This is a genomic window from Allofrancisella inopinata (assembly GCF_012222965.1).
Lineage (GTDB): Bacteria > Pseudomonadota > Gammaproteobacteria > Francisellales > Francisellaceae > Francisella > Francisella inopinata.
The window spans coordinates 1,383,544-1,403,390 of record NZ_CP038241.1 but is presented as its reverse complement, the minus strand read 5'-3'; the positions used below and the strand labels follow the sequence as shown (position 1 = coordinate 1,403,390).

The following is a 19,847-nucleotide window of genomic DNA, read 5'->3' as shown; positions in this document are numbered from 1 at the left end:
TTGGTAAGGAGATATTAATGTCTATAGAAATAGTTAAAGTCCCTGATATTGGGGATTATGATAGTGTAGATGTGATTGAAGTAAATGTGGCTGAAGGCGATATTATTGCTGAAGAAGATTCTTTGATTACATTAGAAACAGATAAAGCTAGTATGGAAGTGCCTTCACCAGTAGCCGGTAAAATTGTTAAGTTGACTGTAAAAGTTGGTGATAAAGTTTCACAAGGTTCTGCGATTATGGAAATAGAAGTTGCAGGTAATGAAAAGACTCAAGAGCCAAAGCAAGAAGAACAACATGAATCTACACAAGCTGAGTCTGGTGAAGTGTCTAAGCCACAACCTGATGCATCTCAAGCATCTTTAGAAATTATAGATGTAGAAGTACCAGATATTGGTGACTATGATAGTGTTGATGTTATTGAAGTATCTGTAAAAGTTGGTGATAAAGTTCAAGAGGAAGATTCTTTAATTACGCTAGAAACAGATAAAGCTAGTATGGAAGTTCCATCTCCAGTAGCTGGTGAAGTTGTAGAAGTTATCACAAAGGTTGGCGATAAGGTTTCTCAAGGTAGTTTAATACTTAAAGTTAAAACACAAGGTTCAGCTTTAGTACAAGCTAGCTCACAACCTACCCCTGCTAAACAAGAAGCTTCTAAAAAACAACAAGAGACAAAACCATCTCAAGCTACAGCCAGTTCAGTAAATGAATATGAAGTAGATAACTCAAATGCTCATGCTTCACCAGCTGTTAGAAAGTTAGCTCGGATTTTAAATGTAGACTTAAACAAAGTAAAAGCTACAGGCCGTAAAGGTCGAGTTACAAAAGAGGATTGCTACAACTATATCAAAAATGCTGTTAGCCAGGTTCAATCTGGTAAGATTGCAGCTAGCGGTAGTGGTTTAGATCTTTTAGATGACCCAGTAGTTGATTTTGCTAAGTTTGGTGAGATTGAAACCCAACCACTATCAAGAATTAATAAAATTAGTGCTAAAAACTTACATAGAAATTGGGTTAAGATTCCTCATGTAACATTCTATGATGATGCTGACGTTACGGACCTTGAAGAATTTAGAAGTTCTAAAAAAGCATTTGCTGAGAAAAAGGGTATAAAAATTACGCCTTTATCATTCTTGGTTAAAGCAGCAGCTGTAGCATTGCAAGAGTTTCCAAGAATGAACAGCTCGCTTTCAAATGATGGTGAAAATTTAATTCTTAAAAAATACTATAATATTGGCTTTGCTGCAGACACGCCAGCTGGTCTAATGGTTCCAGTAATCAAAGATGCTGATAAAAAAGGTATCATTGAAATATCAAAAGATATTATGGAATTAGCAGGTAAGGCACGTGATGGTAAATTAGGTGCAAAAGATATGTCTGGTGCTACATTTACTATCTCAAGTATCGGGGTATTAGGTACTACCGCATTTACACCAATTATTAATATGCCAGAAGTGGCTATTATGGGCGTTTCAAAAACTGCTGTTAAACCGGTTTGGAATGGTAAAGAGTTTATTCCTAGGACTATGTTACCTTTATCTATGTCAGCAGATCATAGAGTTATAGATGGTGCGTTGGCTGCGAAGTTCTTAACTAGATATTGTCAGATATTATCTGATTTACGTGAAATCATAATGTAAGCGGAGTTTTAAAAAAATGAGTGATATTAAAACACAGGTGGTAGTGTTAGGTAGTGGTCCTGGTGGATATAGTGCAGCTTTTAGAGCAGCTGATCTAGGACTAGAAGTTACTTTAGTAGAAAGATATGAAAACATTGGTGGTGTGTGTCTAAATGTTGGCTGTATTCCATCAAAAGCTATGCTACATATAGCAAAAGTTATCAATGAAGCTAGACATTTAGCAGCTGCTGGTATCATCGAAATGGGTGATATGAAAATTAACAAAGATAAAATTCTTAAATATAAGAATGATATTGTTAGTAAGCTTACTGGTGGCCTAAAAGGTATGGCTGCTATGAGAAAAGTTAAAATCGTACAAGGTTACGGTAAATTTACATCTGATAAAGAGTTAGCTGTAGAAGGTGCTGATGGTAAGGTTACAAAGATTGCTTTTGATAATTGTATTATTGCGGCAGGTTCTAGTGTTATTAATCTACCATTTGTGCCAAAAGATGACAGAATTATCGACTCAACTGGTGCTCTACAGATGAAAGAAATCCCAGAAACTATGCTAGTAGTTGGTGGTGGAATTATTGGGCTTGAGATGGCGCAAGTATACTCTGAGCTTGGTACTAAGATTACGGTAGTGGAATTTGCTGACCAGCTGATGAATGGTGTGGATAAAGACATAGTAAAAGCTTATGAAAAAATGAATAAGCGTTATGAAGTTCGTCTAAAAACTGGTGTTACAGCTATGGATGCGCGTAAAGATGGTATCTATGTAACTATGGAAGGTGACATCGACGCTAAAGAAGAAAGATATGATAGAGTGCTTATGGCTATTGGTCGTAAGCCAAACGGTAAGTTAATTGATGCTGAGAAAGCTGGTGTTAAAGTTGATGAAAGGGGATTTATCCCAGTAGATAAACAACTTCGCACTAATGTTCCGCATATCTTTGCTATTGGTGACATAGTTGGTCAGCCTATGCTTGCTCATAAAGCTGTACCAGAAGGAAGAACAGCTGCTGAAGTTATCTCAGGTTTAAATCATAGCTTTGATCCTCTAGTAATTCCAGCTGTTGCTTACACTGATCCAGAAGTTGCTTGGGTTGGTGAAACAGAAACTTCCGCAAAAGCTAAGGGTATCAAATATGAAAAAGGAGTATTTCCTTGGGCTGCTAGTGGTAGATCATTAAGTATTGGCAGATCAGAAGGTATGACAAAAGTGCTATTTGATGAAAACCACAAAATTATCGGTGCTTCTATAGTGGGTACTAACGCCGGTGAGCTTATTTCAGAAGCAGCTTTAGCTATTGAAATGGGTTGTGATGCTGAAGATATAGCTCTTACAGTTCATCCACATCCAACTCTATCTGAAAGCTTAATGATGGCTACAGAAGTTTTTGAAGGTACAGCTACAGACCTTCCTCCTCAAAAGAAAAAATAGAATCCTATTTGAAAAAGCAACAATCCCAAAATAAGAAACTTAACACAGAAACAAAGTAGTAATTATTTTCTGTGTAAAAGCTATACATCACTTAAAACTCACCTTACGCATTTTAGTTATGAATTTCTAATTTCATATAACTCCTTAAGAGCAATAGCGTTAGATCTAACTAATAGCTTATATTTCAGAGCGAAGTGGTTTAGTGAAGTTTTTATCTTAAGCATTTCTAGTTTACAAAAAGCTACTAATGAGCAAAAAATATGATTTCTTTGAGTTTTCTCAACTTTAGTTGGTGAGGCTGATAAAGAAGTATTTTGCTTAATTGATTTATGATAAACCTCTATTTGCCATCTTTTTTGATAGTCATGGTATAACTGATTAGAATCTATTTCTAAATCATTTGTTACAAGATATAAAATTCCTTTTGTACCGTTCTCGTTTATGAAAATCTTTTTTGTTAAAAGCACAGGGAAATTCATATCTTTAAGCCATATCTTTAAAGATTCTCCATCAGCAATATCAAGTTCAGAGAGCTTAATAAAATCCTTACTCTTTCTAGCATAATCACTCAAGGCAACAACTCTATTTGACTTCATACCAAGTATAAATTTCTTCGATAATCTATGATGTATGAAATTCATATTATCTTTAGAGCAAAACCAGCTATCTGCCAAAATATATTTAAACTTAACATGATTAATAACTGCTCGATTTATCATGTTTTGAAACATTTGGTTTTTAGTAACTTTAGATCTTCTTTTATACCGCTTATCTTTTTCATCATAATATCGCTCATCCTTTTTCACTATCTCATAGTCTATAGGAATAGATAAGTTTGATGTACTAAGCATACATGAGACTATATTAATACCCTTTACATGAACACTTTTAGCATGAGAGTGATGCCAACAGACTATATCATTTTCATCTGTGCTTGGCTTTTCACTAATTGTATCATCCAAACAAAGAACATCGTATTCGCTGTTATGTTTTCTAACTAAAGGCTTTATATATTTCCAAAATTCTAAGCTTGTTAAATCTGACTTGTTTAAAAACCTTGTTATTTTGTCATGTGATACTTCTTGATCTAATATATCTGATAATTTTGTGGCTGTAGCATACTTAGTTTGGCTTATAAGATAGTCTGTGTATATATCTAGTAAATCCTTGTCCATTTCTTAAAAAACAGAATTTTTTCCTATGTCCAGTATTCTAAATATCTTTTTAAAACTTACAATCTTTTACGTAAGGTGAGTTAAAATTTACAATCACATTTAAGTAAATTTTCGGGACTTTCCAAATAAATGTGTAAATTCTTAATTAACCTGCTAGATTATATCTAGCAAAATATTAAGGATAGAAACGATGTCTAAGAATAAGAAGTCAGAAGATATTTACTCAGTTATTGCAGATCAAATAATAGATTCAGGTGTTGATGTTAATCAAATGTTTGAGAAAGATGGTTTGCTAAAGCAACTAACAAAACGATTATTAGAAAAAGCACTAGATACAGAAATGAATAGTCATCTTGGCTACTCAAAGCATCAACGCAGTAACTCTTCAAATGCTAGAAATGGCTATAGTAATAAAAGTTTATCTACGGATACTGGTAATATAGATATATCAATTCCTAGAGATAGAGATAGTAACTTTGAGCCTCAAATAGTTCCCAAAAGAGTAACAAAGATAAATGGATTAGACCAAAAAATAATATCTTTGTATGCTAAAGGTATGAGTACTACAGATATCCAACAACAGTTATTTGAGTTATATGATACAAAGATAAGTACAAGCTTTATAAGTGATGTTACAGAAGCTATTATTGATGATGTTAAAGCATGGCAAAATAGACCTTTAGAGTCAGTTTATCCAATAGTGTTTTTTGACTGTATAGTCGTTAAAGTTAGAGAAGACAAGCATATTATTAATAAAGCTGTGTATGTGGCTCTTGGCATATCGTTAACTGGTCATAAGGATGTATTAGGTCTTTGGATCAGTCAAAATGAAGGTGCTAAATATTGGCTAGGAGTATTTACTGAATTAAAGAATAGAGGCTTACAGGATATATTTATAGCATGTACTGATAATTTAAAAGGTATGTCTGATGCTATACAAGCTATATACCCTGAGACAAAGCATCAGCTTTGTATGGTTCATCAAATTCGTAATAGTCTTAAGTATGTGCCATATAAAGACAAAAAAGAGGTAGCTAGAGAGTTAAAGAAAATATATGATGCTGATACCATTGAAATAGCTCAATCTGAACTTGATAACTTTGCAAATAAGTATGACGCTAAATATCCTTTAATTTCAAAATCATGGACAAATAACTGGGATAATTTAACCGTATTCTTGCAATACCCACCAAAAATTCGTAAAGTTATTTATACTACTAATGCGATAGAATCGCTTAATAGTCAGTTTAGGAAAGTTATTAAAAATAAAAAGCTGTTTCCTAAGGATGACTCTGTTTTCAAATCTTTGTACTTGGCTATAGATTATTTGACTAAAAAATGGTCTATGCCTGTCAGATATTGGAATGAGGCTATGCCTTATTTCGCTATTGAGTTTGAGGATAGAATCCAGAGATTCATGTAACTGAATTTACACAGTTAAGTGGAAAGGCTCAAATTTTCTTAAAAAGCAGTTATACCAATTCCAACACATATTATTACTTTCCTAAGGGCGGCAGTAATTTTGATAAGACGTAAGAATTTCTGATAATTGTAACAAAACTAGGAATTAAGTAAGCTAGAAGCATTTAATGAGTAGATCAAATAACTATGTATCTATAAAATATTAATTATACAAGGACTCAAAAGAAAATGTCATTATCAGAAAAAGAATTAAGTGAATTGTGTAATCTTATTGTTTGTAAAGTTCGCAAGTTTATCCCGTACTCTACAAACCTACCATTTTTTCTAGTGGAAAATAATGATAATCCGATTCACCAGACTCAAGTGCAAATTAATGCTCCTTCCTGTTCTTGGAATACACCACTAGTCATACGTAAAGAATTATCAGCTCTTTCAAGTTTACTATGTGGAGTAGGAGATTGCACAGAACAATCAAAAGTAATACTCACCTTATTCAAACTTATAAATATTCCAAATTTAAATAATTATCGTTGTGACATTGTAAGAATAAATGAGTGGACCCACCATTTTAATATTTTATATCCTGAGCAGTATACGAAAGATATACATGAATCTCTAAGCAAACTTGCAATGGATAAAAAAGTTAGTTTTCCTAATTGGATAACGTCTATAGCTAATAAGCCTTATGATGTATGGATACTCGATGGTTGGATCAAGCTAGGATGTAAAATTGATAATACTATTTTGGGAAAAATTTCTTCCAAAGTAAGCAAACTACAACCCCTAAACAATAGTCTCTTTGGCAAACAAGATCTAGTTTACCTGGAAGATACAACTAAAGTGATAAATGATAACGAAAGAGGCATCAAGCTACATAACCAAGACCAAGAGTATAGAAACCGTTTTTTAGATGCTTTTTCTCCTCTTATAGATGAATTATTAAATAGCTCTTTATTTTTATCGCAAATCGATTATAGAAATTCAATGCGGCAATCATCAATAGGTAGATACATGAATAATGAAAATACTATTTATGATAATAAACCATACACTCAAATGGGTAAGTTCAACGATCTGAATTATACTCCCATTACTTTAAACTACAAAAAAATTCAAGTAGATTTAATGTATTTTTTTGTTAAAGAGCTTATAGCAGCAACTAGTTTTTGGATGAACTACTTTTCATCTGAATCAAAGAAAGACCACCTGATTAAATATAAAATTTTTTATGAGCAAAATAAGAGTAGATCTTTCCAGTTAAATATTATTGAGGGCCATCTATCAAATATATTAGCCATATGTTTATCAGAAAGAACTATAAAGAATAACGATAATTATTCCTATTCAATACAAACAAAGTCAGGAAATAAAGCATTAAGTTTATTAAATAGCCAAAGATTTATTGATTTAAAAAATATACTTACTAAAAGTGAAGAAAAAATTACTTACGATGATTTGAGAGACTATGTTACTCGTACAATCCTACCGATGAATTACTCAGAAAATGGTTTTGACAAAAATAGGTTATACGAAAAAACTGAATATTTAAAATATAAACCAGATTGGTTTTAGCTCTCAGATTGTATCTTTAAAATGCTCATTTACTATACGTATACTATATATTTTTCTCTTGTTATCATCCATCTAATTCCAGCTTAGACATTTACTTAATGAAAAAATAACTAAATATAGCTAAAGTGCTGTATAAAAAATTTGGAAATGAATTATTAATAGACCATTATAATAATAGATGCTTCAGGATCATTCAGATTATTAGTAGTAATGATCGAAACAAAATTTGGTAGATCAAAACAATCTTATAGTTTAAATATCCATAAGATCTAAATTACCCAGAAATTGTATAAGTGTAAGGGGAAGGACAATGGAAGGTATAAAAAACATAAAGATTATTGACGTAACACTCAGAGATGGTGGATATAGAGTTAACTTCAATTTTCCTGATAGCTTAATTAATATGGTGGTAAAAAAGCTTTCTCTAGCTGGGATAGATTATATAGAAGTAGGCTATAGAAATGGATCTTTCAAGAAGATTAATAACATAGGGAAATGTGGACTTGGAAGTGATCATTATATTAAGCGAGTAAGAGAAGTATCTCAATTAGCTAAATTGGTAATGATGTATCATCCTAGAAATGTTGATATATCAGAATTAGGAAGAATGAAAGATAATGGGATTGATTTTTTAAGATGTTGTGTTCCTATCGATAACCCGGGAAATTCAATCGAATATATAAAAGAAAGCAACAATCTGGGTATTAAAAATTGTGTTAATTTGACTCGTATAAGTCAACATAATATAAATGATATTTTATTTTTTATAGAAAAGCTAAAAAAAGAAAATGTTGAATTAGTATATTTAGCAGATTCTAATGGAAGTTTGCTACCTACTCAAATATCTAAACTTGTTAGTAGCGTAATTAAAAATATAGATATAGAAATAGGGTTTCACCCTCATAACAACCTTAGTTTAGCTGTTGCTAATTCAATATCCGCACTAGATGCTGGGGCAACGTATTTTGACACCTCTATTAGGGGTATGGGTAAAGGTTCAGGAAATTTACAGACAGAGTATTGGATAGCATATTTAATAAAACATGGGTTATTTAAATATGATCTTGGGCCTATATTAGAGCTAGCAGATTATTTTTCTGAAAACGTAGAAAAATCAAATTTAGTATTTTCCTCATCAGATATTATAGCTGCAGCATTAAACTTCTCAGCTGACCAAAGAAAGGCGCTTGTAGGGTATGACTACTCTAATTTTCAGAATAAATATAGAGAATTAAATTTAGTTATGCAGAGGAAAATATATGAAAAAAGTAGCTGTCCTAGGGCCTATACTAGCTAGATGGAAAGATCATGTTTATCTCATGAAGCCATTTGATAAATTATCAAATCAAAAATTAAAGTTTAAAGCAATAGATCCCTTAATCTTTTGTTATGGTTGTGATTCATTAAAGCAGGCAAAGAATAATTTTTTAGGTTGGTTAAAGCTAAATAAGAATGAATATGATATTTTTATGGGTTTTGCTCTGGGTGGAACGCTTATTCAAACTGTATTTGATGAGGGAATCCTTGATGATAAAAAAGTTATATTATTTTCTTCGCCATCCATTGCTGATGAAAGGTTAAAATCCAAGATAAGTAAAATATTAGATTATTTGGATAAAGCTGACTTAACTAGCGCATTGATAGCTAAAGAGAAAATAGCAGCTAACTTAGATGATTATGTTATTAATTATAAATTAAGTAAGATGGAGAAAATAGAAGCTATTGAGCGCATGCAACTAGGGTTTAATTTGATATTACAAGCTAACTTATCAGTTTTAGAAAAGGTGCCAAAAAATACTAAGGTATATATTGGAGAGAAATCTCAGTTAGCAACACCAAATAACGTTAAATTGCCTACAGATAAACAGGTAATTGTACCAAATGCAAGTATGAGACTATTTCAAGATAATCTTGATTTTATGCTGAATGAATTAGACAAAACTATAAAGGAGTGGTGTTGTGAGTAACTCTTTGAGAAAAATAGCTATATTACCTGGTGATGGGGTGGGCCAGGAAGTGGTTTCGGCGGCTATACCTGTGTTTGGAGCATTATCACTAGATTTTGACTTTATTTATGGAGAAATAGGCTGGGAGTGTTGGAGAAAGGAAGGCAACCCTGTTCCTCAAAAAACATGGGAGATCATAAATGAAAGTGATGCCACATTACTAGGAGCAATTACAAGTAAACCATATAAACAAGCAATATCAGAGCTCCCAAGTTATTTAATTGATAACCCTCCTATGTATATTTCTCCAGTTATTCAACTTAGACAGACTTTAGATCTTTTTGCTAATGTCAGACCTATATTTAATATAAATGATAGATCTAAAGATTTTAATTTAGCTGTAATAAGAGAAAACACAGAAGGGTTATATTCAGGGTTAGATTATGGGTATTTACCTAATGAGATTAAGTCTATAGTGTCTAGTAATAGTAAGTGGCAAAATATAACCCCTGACGAGGCTTGTGCTACATTGAGACTACAAACTAAATTTGGATTAGAAAGGTTATTTAAATTTGCTTTTGAGTATGCAAGCAGGCATGGTCTTAATAAAGTTACCTTGGCAGATAAACCAAATGTAATGCGACATAGTTCGTATTTTGTGAAAACTATTTTTGATAAGATTTCATCAGATTATAGAAATATAGAGGCTGAAATTTTAAATGTTGATGCTGTTGGCTTGTGGCTAGTGCGTCGGCCAGAAAATTTTGGTGTAATAGTTGCTGAAAATATGTTTGGGGACATCCTTTCAGATGTTGGAGCAGCTGTTATGGGAGGATTAGGTTTTGCTCCAAGTGGTAATTATGGTAGTAAAGGCGCCTATTTTGAGCCTGTACATGGAAGCGCTCCTAGATTATCAGGAAAAAATATAGCAAACCCTTGCGCTATATTCTTGACTATAGCTATGTTATTAGAGAGCTATAATTATACATCACAATCAGAAAAAATTAAAAAAGCCATAAAAGAAGTAATAAAAGAGGGTAAATATTTAACTTATGATATGGGAGGAAACACATCTACTAAAGAGATGGCTGATAGAATAATTGACCTGGTAGATTCTCCACTAAGTAGCAAAGTCATTTCAATTATTTCCACGGGTTCTGAATTAGTCAATGGCGATAGGCTAGATACAAATGCACAATATTTTTCACAAAAGATCACCTCCTTAGGAGGTAGTGTCAAAGGACATCAGTTAGTTTCTGATAACCAAAGAGATATTAAGTTAGCAATTGAGTTTGGTTTAAATAGTAGTGATTGTGTAATAATTACAGGAGGATTAGGTCCAACTTCTGATGATAAGACAAGAGATGCTGTAGCAGGCGCAACTGGTAAGGAGCTGGTTTTTGATGAAAAAAATTGGAAACTTGTTTGTGATAGATTTAAAAGATTTAATATTTCAGTGCATGATGTAAATAAGCAGCAAGCATTTTTCCCAAAAGGTGCAGAAATACTAGAAAACCCAAATGGCACCGCAGCTGGATGCAAAATTAATATTAATAACAGGGTCGTTTTTATGTTACCTGGTCCTCCTAGTGAAAATCAACCAATGTTTGAAAAATATGTAATACCATATTTAGAAGAGCAAAAGTTTTTAATAGAGAAAAAAAGTCTTACATGGAAATTATTGGGAGTTATTGAAGCAGATATAGCAGATGATATCGATAGAATAATTTCAGCATCTGAAGTAGAGGTTGCATACAGGTGGAGCTACCCATACATTGATGTAAAGCTTTCTTTCCTAGTGTCAAAAGAATTTCAATTACAAAGTATTATAAGTAAAGTTAATAGGCATTTAGATAAACATACAGTTTCTAATGATGGAAGAGATAGTAAAACCAGATTACTAGATTTTGTAAGTAAAAGTAAATTGAATATAAAAATAATAGACTATCTGACAGATGGAGAGTTAGGGAAACTAGTTGCACCATATATTAGTGATGTAACTGACGAATCAGAAGAACTTATTTATGTAGAAATGAAAGGCTTAGAGGAATTTAAGAAAAAGCTTCCTTATAGTGGTTCGACTATTCTTGAATGTAATACTAGGTATAACAATCTAAATTACTATAATAAATTAAAAATTGCTTATAGAGGCCCAGAAGTTCAAAAATATGCGTTACATTTTGGATGTTTTAGCATCCTATCATCTCTAAAAAAAATGTTAGGAGAAAATAAATGAAGCTTGAGCAGGTTAAACATGAATTTTCTAAACTAACTACATCAGTAGTTTCTGACGCCTTAGATAGCTTAGGTATTAAGGATCGAGTTACCGGGTTTAGTGTAAGAAGCTCAAATAATACTTTAATAGGTTTTGCTTACACAGTTAAATATGATCTTTTAGATGAGGATAAAGGCTTTCAAAATGCTGGCAATTATATTGATAATGTATCACAAGGTGAAATAATATTAATAGATAACGCGGCAAGAGATTGGTGTACCACATGGGGAGGGATACTAACTAGAGTTTCGACATTAAGAAAGATCGGTGGAGCTGTTGTTTACGGTGCAGTTAGAGATATAGAAGAAATAGAAAGCTCAAACTTACCAGTTTATAGTAGTCATGTCTTTATGGCTTCTGGGAAAAATCGTGTCAAAAAGGTTGCTGAGAAGTGTTGTGTAAAAATGGGGGATGTTTTGGTTAGCCATGGAGACCTTGTTTTTGGTGATAAAAATGGAATCCTTTTTATACCCAAGGATAAGATTGAAGAGGTTTGTAAAAGAGCTAGGTGTATAGAGGAAACAGAAAAGAAAATCATAGAAGCTATAGAATTGGGAATGGGTCTATCAGAGGCTAGATCTAGGTTTAATTATGCGCGACCATGGGACTCATAAAATGCAGAACATAAATTTTATTGATATACATTACCATGCATCTCCAGATCTATTTTTAAGAAGAGAGAATTCAATTTCAGCAGGAAAAAAATACCAAGAACTAGGTGGGGCAGTAATTTTGAAGAGCCATTTAGGATCAACAGTTCAGGCAGCTGAAATTGCAAGAACCCAAGATTTGCCAGTACTACCATCAATAGTTTTAAACAATATTGCTGGAGGAGTAAGTAGAAAAACCATTTTACATGCTTTATCGGAATATACATATGCTGATAGGTTACGAATACTTGTTCATTTACCTACTTTAAGAAAAACTCAACATAAGAGTAAGTTAATAAGATCGTATAGTAATCAATGGGCTGAAAAGTATGCATCAGAGCCATCCTCTATTTGCATTAAAAATACACTAAAAGAGGATGTAATTGATATATTAAAGATGAGTAAAGACTATCCAATAGTAGTTACAAGCGGGCATGCAAGTAAAAATGAAATTTTATTATTGTTAGAAGAGTGTGCAAAATTAAAAGTTGATAAATTTATGCTTAATCAACCAGCAAACCCTATGACTGGGTTAACAGCTAAAGAACTATTAGTTCTATCAGGCCAATATGGATTTTTATGGGTTGAACAGTGTGCTTTGACCTATACATTAAAATATCAATCGTGGGATGATATGGTGGAGGTTTTAAAAAATGTTCCAAGAGTAATATATAGCTCAGACTTTGGACAAAAGTCTCAACCTAGTATTGCTGACTGGTATCTAAAATCAAAAGAGTGGTTTGAGAGTATGAAGTTAAGTAAAAAACGGTTTAAAGATATTACTCTTAATAACCCGTTACAACTGTTAAAAGTTTAAGGTAAAAGTGTTATGAAAAATAATATAATTTTTTTGTTTATTATAGGGTTGATGTGTGCAATAGGCTTAATCGCAACAGATATTTATATACCTGTTTTGCCACAGATTGGTGATTATTTTGAGACTTCTCAGCACTCGTTACAGTTAACTTTAAGTGTATATTTGTTTGGCTTAGCTATATCACAATTAATCTATGGTCCATTAAGTGATAGGTATGGTAGAAGACCTATTATACTAATGGGCATGGTAATTTTTGTTATTGGTACATTTTTATGTATGTTATCAGTTTCTATTAATATGTTTATTGCTTCAAGGCTTCTACAAGCTATAGGAGCAAGCTCAGGTATGGTTATAGGCAGAGCTGTTGTTGGTGATACTTATACCAAACAAGAATCAGCAAAGATCTTTACAGTTATATTTCCAATAGTTGGACTGTCTCCAGCTATATCTCCAGTAATAGGTGGATTAATAGGAAGTATTGCAAATTGGAGGATTATTTTTGCTTTTGTGGTGCTACTTTCCAGCATTTTATTCTTTATGATAATTTTATTTTTACATGAGACAAAATCTCAGGAAAATAGGGTATCTATTCATCCTAAAATTATATTTGGATATTATAAGGAATTATTTTTTTGTAAAAATTTTTGGGCCTATACATCGATAGTATGCTTTGCATATATTGCATATTTTGGTTATATAGCAGAATCTCCATTTTTATTTCATCACTTCAAGTACACTGCTGTAGAAATTAGTTTTTTCTATATTTCATTATCACTTAGTTACTTATTTGGGAATCAAGTAGCAAAGCGTTTACTATCATTTATGTGTATAGATAGGACTATTTTTATAGGGTACGGCTTTTTTGGATTGGGTGGAATAATGTTTATTGTACTTAACCATGGGGTAAGCTTTACTCCTGTTGATTTAATATTACCAGCTACAATATTAACATTCGGCAATGGCTTTTTACTCCCTTTAGGAACAGCTGGGCTTGTAAGTAGTTTTGAAAAAATATCAGGTTATGCTTCAGGATTTATGGGAGCTATGCAGTTAAGTAGCGCAGCACTCTCAGTTTATTTAGTAGGTATATTAAGTAAGACAAATATAACAGCCTTTACAATATATATGTTACTTGCTACTTTTACAGGTTTTAGTTTGTTTTTATTCTTGGTTCCAGTTTTCTCTAAATTTAAGAAGGTGGCTTAATTTGTCTATAGGGTTACTTGACCATTCCAGCTTGCAACAGCCCCATAAAGTTGCATTATCTTTTTCTAGTCATTCTTTATTAGCCTTTGCGATTCTTTAAATAATCGTATTACTGTAATAACTTTTTATTTTAAGATCAGATGTTGCTATGGGATAATTATAATACTTAGCGTATGCTACTATTAGCCTATCAGCTGGATCTTTATGGTCCCATTCAAGACGCACTGCTTCCAACCATAAATCAGTATCTATATCTACAATTTCAAATATTTTTGAGAGTTCAGAATATAATTCATTAACATCTAATGAGGACAAAGAGTTATAGCTCTTTCTGGTTAAGCATTCTAACTCAGCAAATGATATTGATAGAATTACCGCACCATGGTTTTCTATATATGATAGTAAGCCATCACTAACTTGGTGCTTAGTGTCTAATTCATCCGATAAAAATAAATAAGCTATAGCACATGTATCTAAAATAATTGGTTTTCTCAACATGCTTATATATCCATCGGTGGTAATACTGTTTCTGTGATACTGTTACAATTCAGCTTACCCTTAAATTTATTTCTTATTTTATTTATAGCTTCCATTCTAGCTTCTTTTTGTGAATTAACAGCAGAAAGTACACATTCTTCTTTACCTCTATTAGTTACAATAATTTTATCAGTAGTATTTTTAACTAATGAGACATATTTAGATACATTATGACAAAACTCTCTTTTTGAAACTTCTATACTCATGTCTTTAAGCTCCTTTTTTATATTGTTATAACATGATAACATGGTGGAAAACAATATCAAAGATATAAATAATTGTGGAAACTACAAGTTAAAACCTTACGTTTCACAAAATTGTAAATTGACTTGAATAATAGACCTAAAAAATGTTTAAATTATTTAACTCCTAATAGGACAGGACACATTACGGAATCAGCATAAACATTGAGAATACAACCTAGCTTTTAATTCTCTAATAGAAAAGCATAAAAAGAAAGTTTCATTTTGGAGTAGAGTAGCTGATGCAGGTATAAAGGAGAAATTAGAAAATTTACATATTAAATCCTAAAGGATAGAAGCGTTATTTGAAAAACAGTAGTTTCAAGAATGTTGTTTAAATAATATAATATATAAATTAAACATTTTAAGAGTTCCATAAGGGCGCTTGCAATGACCTGGTCAAATATTTTATCAAAAGAGAAACAAAAACTTTATTTTAAGCAAATATTAGAATTTTTGGCTAGTGAGGAAAATAAAGGTAAAGTTATATTTCCAGCTAAAGAGAATATTTTTAACGCTTTTAAGTATACTAAGTTAGAAGATTTAAAAGTGGTAATTCTTGGTCAAGATCCATATCATAATTATAATCAAGCTCACGGTCTAGCATTTTCAGTACAAAAGGGAGTTGATGTTCCACCATCTTTACGCAATATGTATAAAGAGCTTGCTCGCAGTATTTCAGATTTTGAGATTCCAAATCATGGTTGCTTAGTCGATTGGGCAAAGCAAGGTGTGTTTTTGTTAAACACAACTTTAACTGTGGAGGCTCATAAGGCAAACTCACATAAAGACATTGGTTGGGAAACTTTTACAGATACAGTAATACATAAAATATCGGAATATAAAGAAAACGTTGTTTTTATGCTTTGGGGCTCTCATGCACGTAAAAAGAAAAACCTTATTGATAATTCTAAACACTTAATTCTGGAGTCAACCCATCCATCTCCTTTATCAGCACATCGTGGCTTTCTAGGATGTAACCATTTTATACTTTGTAACCAGTATTTATCTAATCATAAACTTAATGCTATAAATTGGAAATTAATTGATTAGTCATAAATTTTTAAGAGTTTTTACTGGTTTCTTACTTATTATCAAAAGATGCTTTTTAGGCTTGAGTATGTTAAAATATCACCCATATGTCATATCTTTATTAAAAACGGTAAGTAATGTCTGTAACGACTAAAGAATCATCATCAATAAATATAGAAAAAGAATTAAAGCAATCATACCTTGATTATGCAATGAGTGTTATAGTTGGTAGAGCTTTACCAGATGTCAGAGATGGGTTGAAGCCAGTTCACCGAAGAGTTCTTTTTGCGATGAATGAGCTATCAAACTATTATAATAGACCTTATAAGAAGTCTGCTAGGGTTGTCGGTGATGTTATAGGTAAATATCATCCACATGGTGATACTGCAGTTTATGATACTATCGTTAGGATGGCTCAACCTTTTTCTCTACGTTATACATTAGTAGATGGTCAAGGTAACTTTGGTTCAGTTGATGGTGATTCACCAGCAGCTATGCGTTATACAGAGATTAGAATGCAAAAGCTTACTCATGAGCTTTTGGTGGATATTGATAAAGAGACGGTAGATTTTTCTCCAAACTACGACAACACAGAGTTAGTTCCAGATGTTTTACCAACAAGAGTACCAAATCTTTTAGTTAATGGCTCATCAGGTATTGCTGTTGGTATGGCCACAAATATCCCTCCTCATAATATGACAGAGGTAATTAATGGAACAATAGCTCTTATAGACAATCCAGGTTTAAGTGTTGAAGAGTTAATACACTATATCCCAGCACCAGATTTTCCAACAGGTGCCTATATAAATGGTACAGATGGTATTTTAGAGGCGTATAAAACAGGTCGTGGCCGTGTGATAATGCGAGCTAAGGCTGATATAAAAGAAGATGAAGCATCAGGTAAATCGCAAATAATAATTACAGAGATACCTTATCAGGTAAATAAAGCAAAACTAGTTGAAAAAATTGCTGAGCTTGTTAAAGATAAAAAAGTAACAGGCATTTCAGAACTTAGAGATGAGTCTGACAAAGATGGTATTAGAGTGGTAGTAGATTTAAAAAGAGATGAATCTCCAGAGGTTGTATTAAATACTTTGTACGCTCAAACTCAATTACAATGTAGTTTTGGTATTAACATGGTTGCTCTTAGTGACAATAGACCAAAGCTTTTAGGCCTAAAAGAAATTTTAGAGCAATTTATAAAACATAGAAAAGAAGTTGTTACTCGCCGTACTATATATGAGCTAAGAAAGTCAAAAGAAAGAGCTCATATTTTAGAAGGACTATTGTTATCTTTATCAAATATAGATGAGATGATCGAGCTTATCAAAGCTTCGCCAAGTCCAGCTGATGCTAAAGAATCTATGCTAGCTAAGTCATGGAATGGTATCCTTGTCAAAAATATGCTTGAAGGTGTTGATGTTAAAATGTATCGTAAAGAAACGCTAGCTTCTCACTACGGTATTCAAACAGATTCTTCATATAATCTAACAGAAGAGCAAGCTGATGCGATTTTAGCTTTGAGGCTACATAGACTAACAGGTCTTGAACAAGACAAGATAGTAAATGAGTTTAAAGAATTAATTGATAAAATTAAGTATCTAATAGCAATATTAAGTGATACAAATGAGCTTATTAGAGTAGTTAAAGAAGAACTTGTTGAAATAAGAGAAAACTTTGGCGACGCTAGAAAATCAGAAATTATTTCCTCAAGATTAGATTTGACAAGAGAAGATCTAATAGCAGAAGAAGAAATGGTTGTAACATTATCGATGGATGGTTATGTTAAGACTCAGCCATTAAGTTTATACAATGCTCAAAAACGTGGTGGAGTAGGAAAGTCTGCAACCAAAACTAAAGAAGAAGATAGTATCTTTAAATTAATTTTAGCATCAACTCACGATACTATGCTTTGTTTTTCAAGCTTAGGTAGAGTTTATTGGTCAAAAGTTTATGATTTCCCAGTAGCTAGTAGAATCTCTAAAGGTAGGCCAATAAATAATATTTTACCACTAGAAAAAGATGAAAAAATCACTGCTCTTATGCCAATTTCACAGTTTGAAGAAGGCTGGTACGTGTTTATGGCTACAAAGCTAGGTCGAGTTAAAAAAGTTGATTTGTCAGAATTTGCAAGGCCACGTTCTACAGGTAAGATCGCTATTGGTTTAAATGATAGTGATGAGTTATCTTATGTTGCACTTACAGATGGTAATAAGCAGATTATGATGTTTTCAGATGCAGGCAAAGCTATTCGCTTTGATGAATCTGATGTTAGGGCTATGGGTCGTTCTGCTGCTGGTGTTACAGGTATGCGTTTACAAGATGATCAAAAGATAGTTTCTATGCTTGTGACAAATCCTGAGGAGGGTGTAGTCCTTGCTGCTACAGAAAACGGTTATGGTAAAAGAACACCAGTTTCTGAATATAGAAAAACAAAAAGATCTAGTCAAGGAGTTATAGCAATTTCTACATCAGAAAGAAACGGTAAAGTAGTTGTGGCTGTCCTTGTTGCTGAAGATGAAGATATTGTGATGATTACAAATAATGGTACCTTAGTTAGAACATCATCATCTGAAGTTAGAGAGTGTGGTCGTTCGGCACAGGGTGTTAGGTTGATCAACCTTCGAAACAATGAAAAACTTATAGGTTTGAAGGTTGTAAAACAAGATGATACAGATATAGAGGAAAGCTTAGAAGAAGAAACTGAAATAGCTTTAGATGTTGACTTAACAGAATAAAGGTTATGTCTATGAAAAGCAAGGTTACTATATTAGGAGCTACAGGTTCTATAGGAGATAGCACATTAAGTGTAATTAGAGAGAGTAGTAGCTTTGAGGTGTATGCCCTAAGTGCCTTTAGTAATATAAAAAAGCTTGCTAGTTTATGTGAAGAATTTCAGCCTAGGTACGTCGTTGTACCTACTCAGCAAAAATACCAAAAGCTTAGAGAACTCGTTAGAGAAGTTGAGATTTTGGTTGGTGAGGAAGCTTTAGAGCAAATTGCTAGTGATCCACAAGTTGATATAGTAATGTCTGCTATAGTTGGAGTAGCTGGACTTAAGCCAACTTTTGCAGCTGCTAGGACAGGCAAGAAAATACTTTTAGCTAATAAAGAATCTTTAGTAGCCGCAGGGCATTTGTTAATTGAAGAGGTGGCAAAAAATAACGCCCAGCTTATACCTGTAGATAGTGAACATAATGCAATATTTCAGTGTTTGGATAATCAAAGCAAGACTTTTAACGAAAAAGAAATTGCCGAGATAATTCTTACAGCCTCAGGAGGACCCTTTAGAGATAAGCAGTTAGATGACCTAGTTAATATAACCCCTGAGCAAGCATGTGCTCATCCTAATTGGAATATGGGAAAAAAAATTTCAGTTGATTCTTCAACTATGGTTAACAAAGCTTTGGAAGTGATAGAAGCATATTGGCTTTTTCGTGTTCCAGCTGATAGAATTAGCGTTTTAATTCATCCTCAAAGTGTTATTCACTCGATGGTTAAATATGTAGATGGTAGTTTTCTGGCTCAATTGGGTGTTCCTGATATGAAAACTCCCATTGCAAATGCTTTGTATTATCCAGCTAGAGGGTATGCCAATGTTGCAGAGTTGGATTTTACAAAAATAAAGCTGACATTTAGAAAAGCATGCTTTAGTAGGTTTGAAGCTTTAAAATTAGTGTTTGAAAATTTAAAAAATAAAGATTACGCAGCAAATATAGTATTTAATGCTGCTAATGAAAAATTGGTAGAAGCATTTTTAGATGGTAAAATTAAATATTTAGATATTATAAAAATCAATAAAAAAATATTAAAAAAATTAAAGTTTGAGAATCCTAAACAAATAGAAGAAGTTTTTGAGATTGATAAAAAAGCTCGATGTTTAGTTGATTCTATTTTGAGGTAGAATTAA

At 32.5% G+C, this 19,847-nt stretch carries 16 protein-coding genes; 13 read left to right on the top strand and 3 right to left on the bottom strand.

Features of this window, described 5'->3' with window-relative positions; translation table 11 throughout:
* The first annotated feature begins 17 nt into the window (after nucleotides 1-17).
* Entirely contained in the window at nucleotides 18-1,637 is a 1,620-nt protein-coding gene (gene aceF, locus E4K63_RS06420; protein WP_133942526.1) for a pyruvate dehydrogenase complex dihydrolipoyllysine-residue acetyltransferase, read from the top strand.
* Between the two features lie 16 nt (nucleotides 1,638-1,653).
* On the top strand, nucleotides 1,654-3,063 hold the full coding sequence (lpdA, locus tag E4K63_RS06415) for a dihydrolipoyl dehydrogenase (RefSeq protein ID WP_133942525.1): 1,410 nt from the start codon (nucleotides 1,654-1,656) through the stop codon (nucleotides 3,061-3,063).
* Between the two features lie 116 nt (nucleotides 3,064-3,179).
* Here lpdA and E4K63_RS06410 read toward each other — a convergent pair whose 3' ends face one another.
* Nucleotides 3,180-4,238 carry an IS701 family transposase gene (locus E4K63_RS06410; protein WP_179965674.1) on the bottom strand — a complete coding sequence of 353 codons (1,059 nt, stop codon included), beginning with the start codon at nucleotides 4,236-4,238 and terminating at the stop codon, nucleotides 3,180-3,182.
* Between the two features lie 190 nt (nucleotides 4,239-4,428).
* On the opposite strand from E4K63_RS06410, the gene E4K63_RS06405 reads away from it, so the two are divergent.
* From E4K63_RS06405 to E4K63_RS06370, 8 genes are all read left to right on the top strand, one after another.
* Nucleotides 4,429-5,661 (top strand): IS256 family transposase, encoded by a 1,233-nt coding sequence (locus E4K63_RS06405; protein ID WP_179965676.1) that lies wholly within the window; start codon nucleotides 4,429-4,431, stop codon nucleotides 5,659-5,661.
* Nucleotides 5,662-5,888: 227 nt separating this feature from the next.
* A complete protein-coding gene (locus E4K63_RS06400) occupies nucleotides 5,889-7,232 on the top strand; it encodes a hypothetical protein (RefSeq protein ID WP_133942330.1) in 1,344 nt (447 codons plus the stop codon).
* 310 nt (nucleotides 7,233-7,542) lie between these two features.
* Nucleotides 7,543-8,529, top strand: a complete 987-nt coding sequence (locus E4K63_RS06395; protein WP_133942329.1) for a beta/alpha barrel domain-containing protein — start codon at nucleotides 7,543-7,545, stop codon at nucleotides 8,527-8,529.
* Nucleotides 8,492-9,199 (top strand): hypothetical protein, encoded by a 708-nt coding sequence (locus tag E4K63_RS06390; protein ID WP_133942328.1) that lies wholly within the window; start codon nucleotides 8,492-8,494, stop codon nucleotides 9,197-9,199. Before E4K63_RS06395 ends, E4K63_RS06390 begins: the two co-directional genes overlap by 38 nt.
* On the top strand, nucleotides 9,192-11,414 hold the full coding sequence (locus tag E4K63_RS06385; protein ID WP_133942327.1) for an isocitrate/isopropylmalate dehydrogenase family protein: 2,223 nt from the start codon (nucleotides 9,192-9,194) through the stop codon (nucleotides 11,412-11,414). The genes E4K63_RS06390 and E4K63_RS06385 overlap by 8 nt, the downstream gene beginning before the upstream one ends.
* Nucleotides 11,411-12,067: an RraA family protein gene (locus E4K63_RS06380; RefSeq protein WP_133942326.1), complete on the top strand. Its 657-nt coding sequence runs from the start codon at nucleotides 11,411-11,413 to the stop codon at nucleotides 12,065-12,067. The genes E4K63_RS06385 and E4K63_RS06380 overlap by 4 nt, the downstream gene beginning before the upstream one ends.
* A gap of 1 nt (nucleotide 12,068) precedes the next feature.
* Nucleotides 12,069-12,920 carry a DUF6282 family protein gene (locus tag E4K63_RS06375; protein ID WP_133942325.1) on the top strand — a complete coding sequence of 284 codons (852 nt, stop codon included), beginning with the start codon at nucleotides 12,069-12,071 and terminating at the stop codon, nucleotides 12,918-12,920.
* Between the two features lie 12 nt (nucleotides 12,921-12,932).
* A complete protein-coding gene (locus tag E4K63_RS06370; protein ID WP_133942324.1) occupies nucleotides 12,933-14,126 on the top strand; it encodes a multidrug effflux MFS transporter in 1,194 nt (397 codons plus the stop codon).
* Nucleotides 14,127-14,222: 96 nt separating this feature from the next.
* Here the strand turns inward: E4K63_RS06370 and E4K63_RS06365 are convergent, their stop codons facing one another.
* Complete coding sequence (locus E4K63_RS06365; RefSeq protein ID WP_052251871.1) at nucleotides 14,223-14,624, bottom strand: type II toxin-antitoxin system VapC family toxin; 402 nt, start codon at nucleotides 14,622-14,624, stop codon at nucleotides 14,223-14,225.
* 2 nt (nucleotides 14,625-14,626) lie between these two features.
* Entirely contained in the window at nucleotides 14,627-14,869 is a 243-nt protein-coding gene (locus tag E4K63_RS06360) for a hypothetical protein (protein ID WP_039124085.1), read from the bottom strand.
* A gap of 426 nt (nucleotides 14,870-15,295) precedes the next feature.
* Here E4K63_RS06360 and ung point away from each other — a divergent pair, with 426 nt between their 5' ends.
* From ung to dxr, 3 genes are all read left to right on the top strand, one after another.
* On the top strand, nucleotides 15,296-15,958 hold the full coding sequence (gene ung, locus E4K63_RS06355) for a uracil-DNA glycosylase (RefSeq protein WP_133942323.1): 663 nt from the start codon (nucleotides 15,296-15,298) through the stop codon (nucleotides 15,956-15,958).
* 116 nt (nucleotides 15,959-16,074) lie between these two features.
* A complete protein-coding gene (gyrA, locus tag E4K63_RS06350; protein WP_133942322.1) occupies nucleotides 16,075-18,675 on the top strand; it encodes a DNA gyrase subunit A in 2,601 nt (866 codons plus the stop codon).
* Nucleotides 18,676-18,680: 5 nt separating this feature from the next.
* Nucleotides 18,681-19,841, top strand: coding sequence for a 1-deoxy-D-xylulose-5-phosphate reductoisomerase (gene dxr / locus E4K63_RS06345; RefSeq protein ID WP_133942321.1), 1,161 nt, complete (start codon nucleotides 18,681-18,683; stop codon nucleotides 19,839-19,841).
* The last annotated feature ends 6 nt before the right edge of the window (nucleotides 19,842-19,847 follow it).

Coding starts and splice junctions, on each gene's coding strand:
- aceF (WP_133942526.1), top strand. CDS start 18: ATGTCTATAGAAATAGTTAAAGTCCCTGATATTGGGGATTATGATAGT.
- lpdA (WP_133942525.1), top strand. CDS start 1,654: ATGAGTGATATTAAAACACAGGTGGTAGTGTTAGGTAGTGGTCCTGGT.
- E4K63_RS06410 (WP_179965674.1), bottom strand. CDS start 4,238: ATGGACAAGGATTTACTAGATATATACACAGACTATCTTATAAGCCAA.
- E4K63_RS06405 (WP_179965676.1), top strand. CDS start 4,429: ATGTCTAAGAATAAGAAGTCAGAAGATATTTACTCAGTTATTGCAGAT.
- E4K63_RS06400 (WP_133942330.1), top strand. CDS start 5,889: ATGTCATTATCAGAAAAAGAATTAAGTGAATTGTGTAATCTTATTGTT.
- E4K63_RS06395 (WP_133942329.1), top strand. CDS start 7,543: ATGGAAGGTATAAAAAACATAAAGATTATTGACGTAACACTCAGAGAT.
- E4K63_RS06390 (WP_133942328.1), top strand. CDS start 8,492: ATGAAAAAAGTAGCTGTCCTAGGGCCTATACTAGCTAGATGGAAAGAT.
- E4K63_RS06380 (WP_133942326.1), top strand. CDS start 11,411: ATGAAGCTTGAGCAGGTTAAACATGAATTTTCTAAACTAACTACATCA.
- E4K63_RS06375 (WP_133942325.1), top strand. CDS start 12,069: ATGCAGAACATAAATTTTATTGATATACATTACCATGCATCTCCAGAT.
- E4K63_RS06370 (WP_133942324.1), top strand. CDS start 12,933: ATGAAAAATAATATAATTTTTTTGTTTATTATAGGGTTGATGTGTGCA.
- E4K63_RS06365 (WP_052251871.1), bottom strand. CDS start 14,624: ATGTTGAGAAAACCAATTATTTTAGATACATGTGCTATAGCTTATTTA.
- E4K63_RS06360 (WP_039124085.1), bottom strand. CDS start 14,869: ATGAGTATAGAAGTTTCAAAAAGAGAGTTTTGTCATAATGTATCTAAA.
- ung (WP_133942323.1), top strand. CDS start 15,296: ATGACCTGGTCAAATATTTTATCAAAAGAGAAACAAAAACTTTATTTT.
- gyrA (WP_133942322.1), top strand. CDS start 16,075: ATGTCTGTAACGACTAAAGAATCATCATCAATAAATATAGAAAAAGAA.
- dxr (WP_133942321.1), top strand. CDS start 18,681: ATGTCTATGAAAAGCAAGGTTACTATATTAGGAGCTACAGGTTCTATA.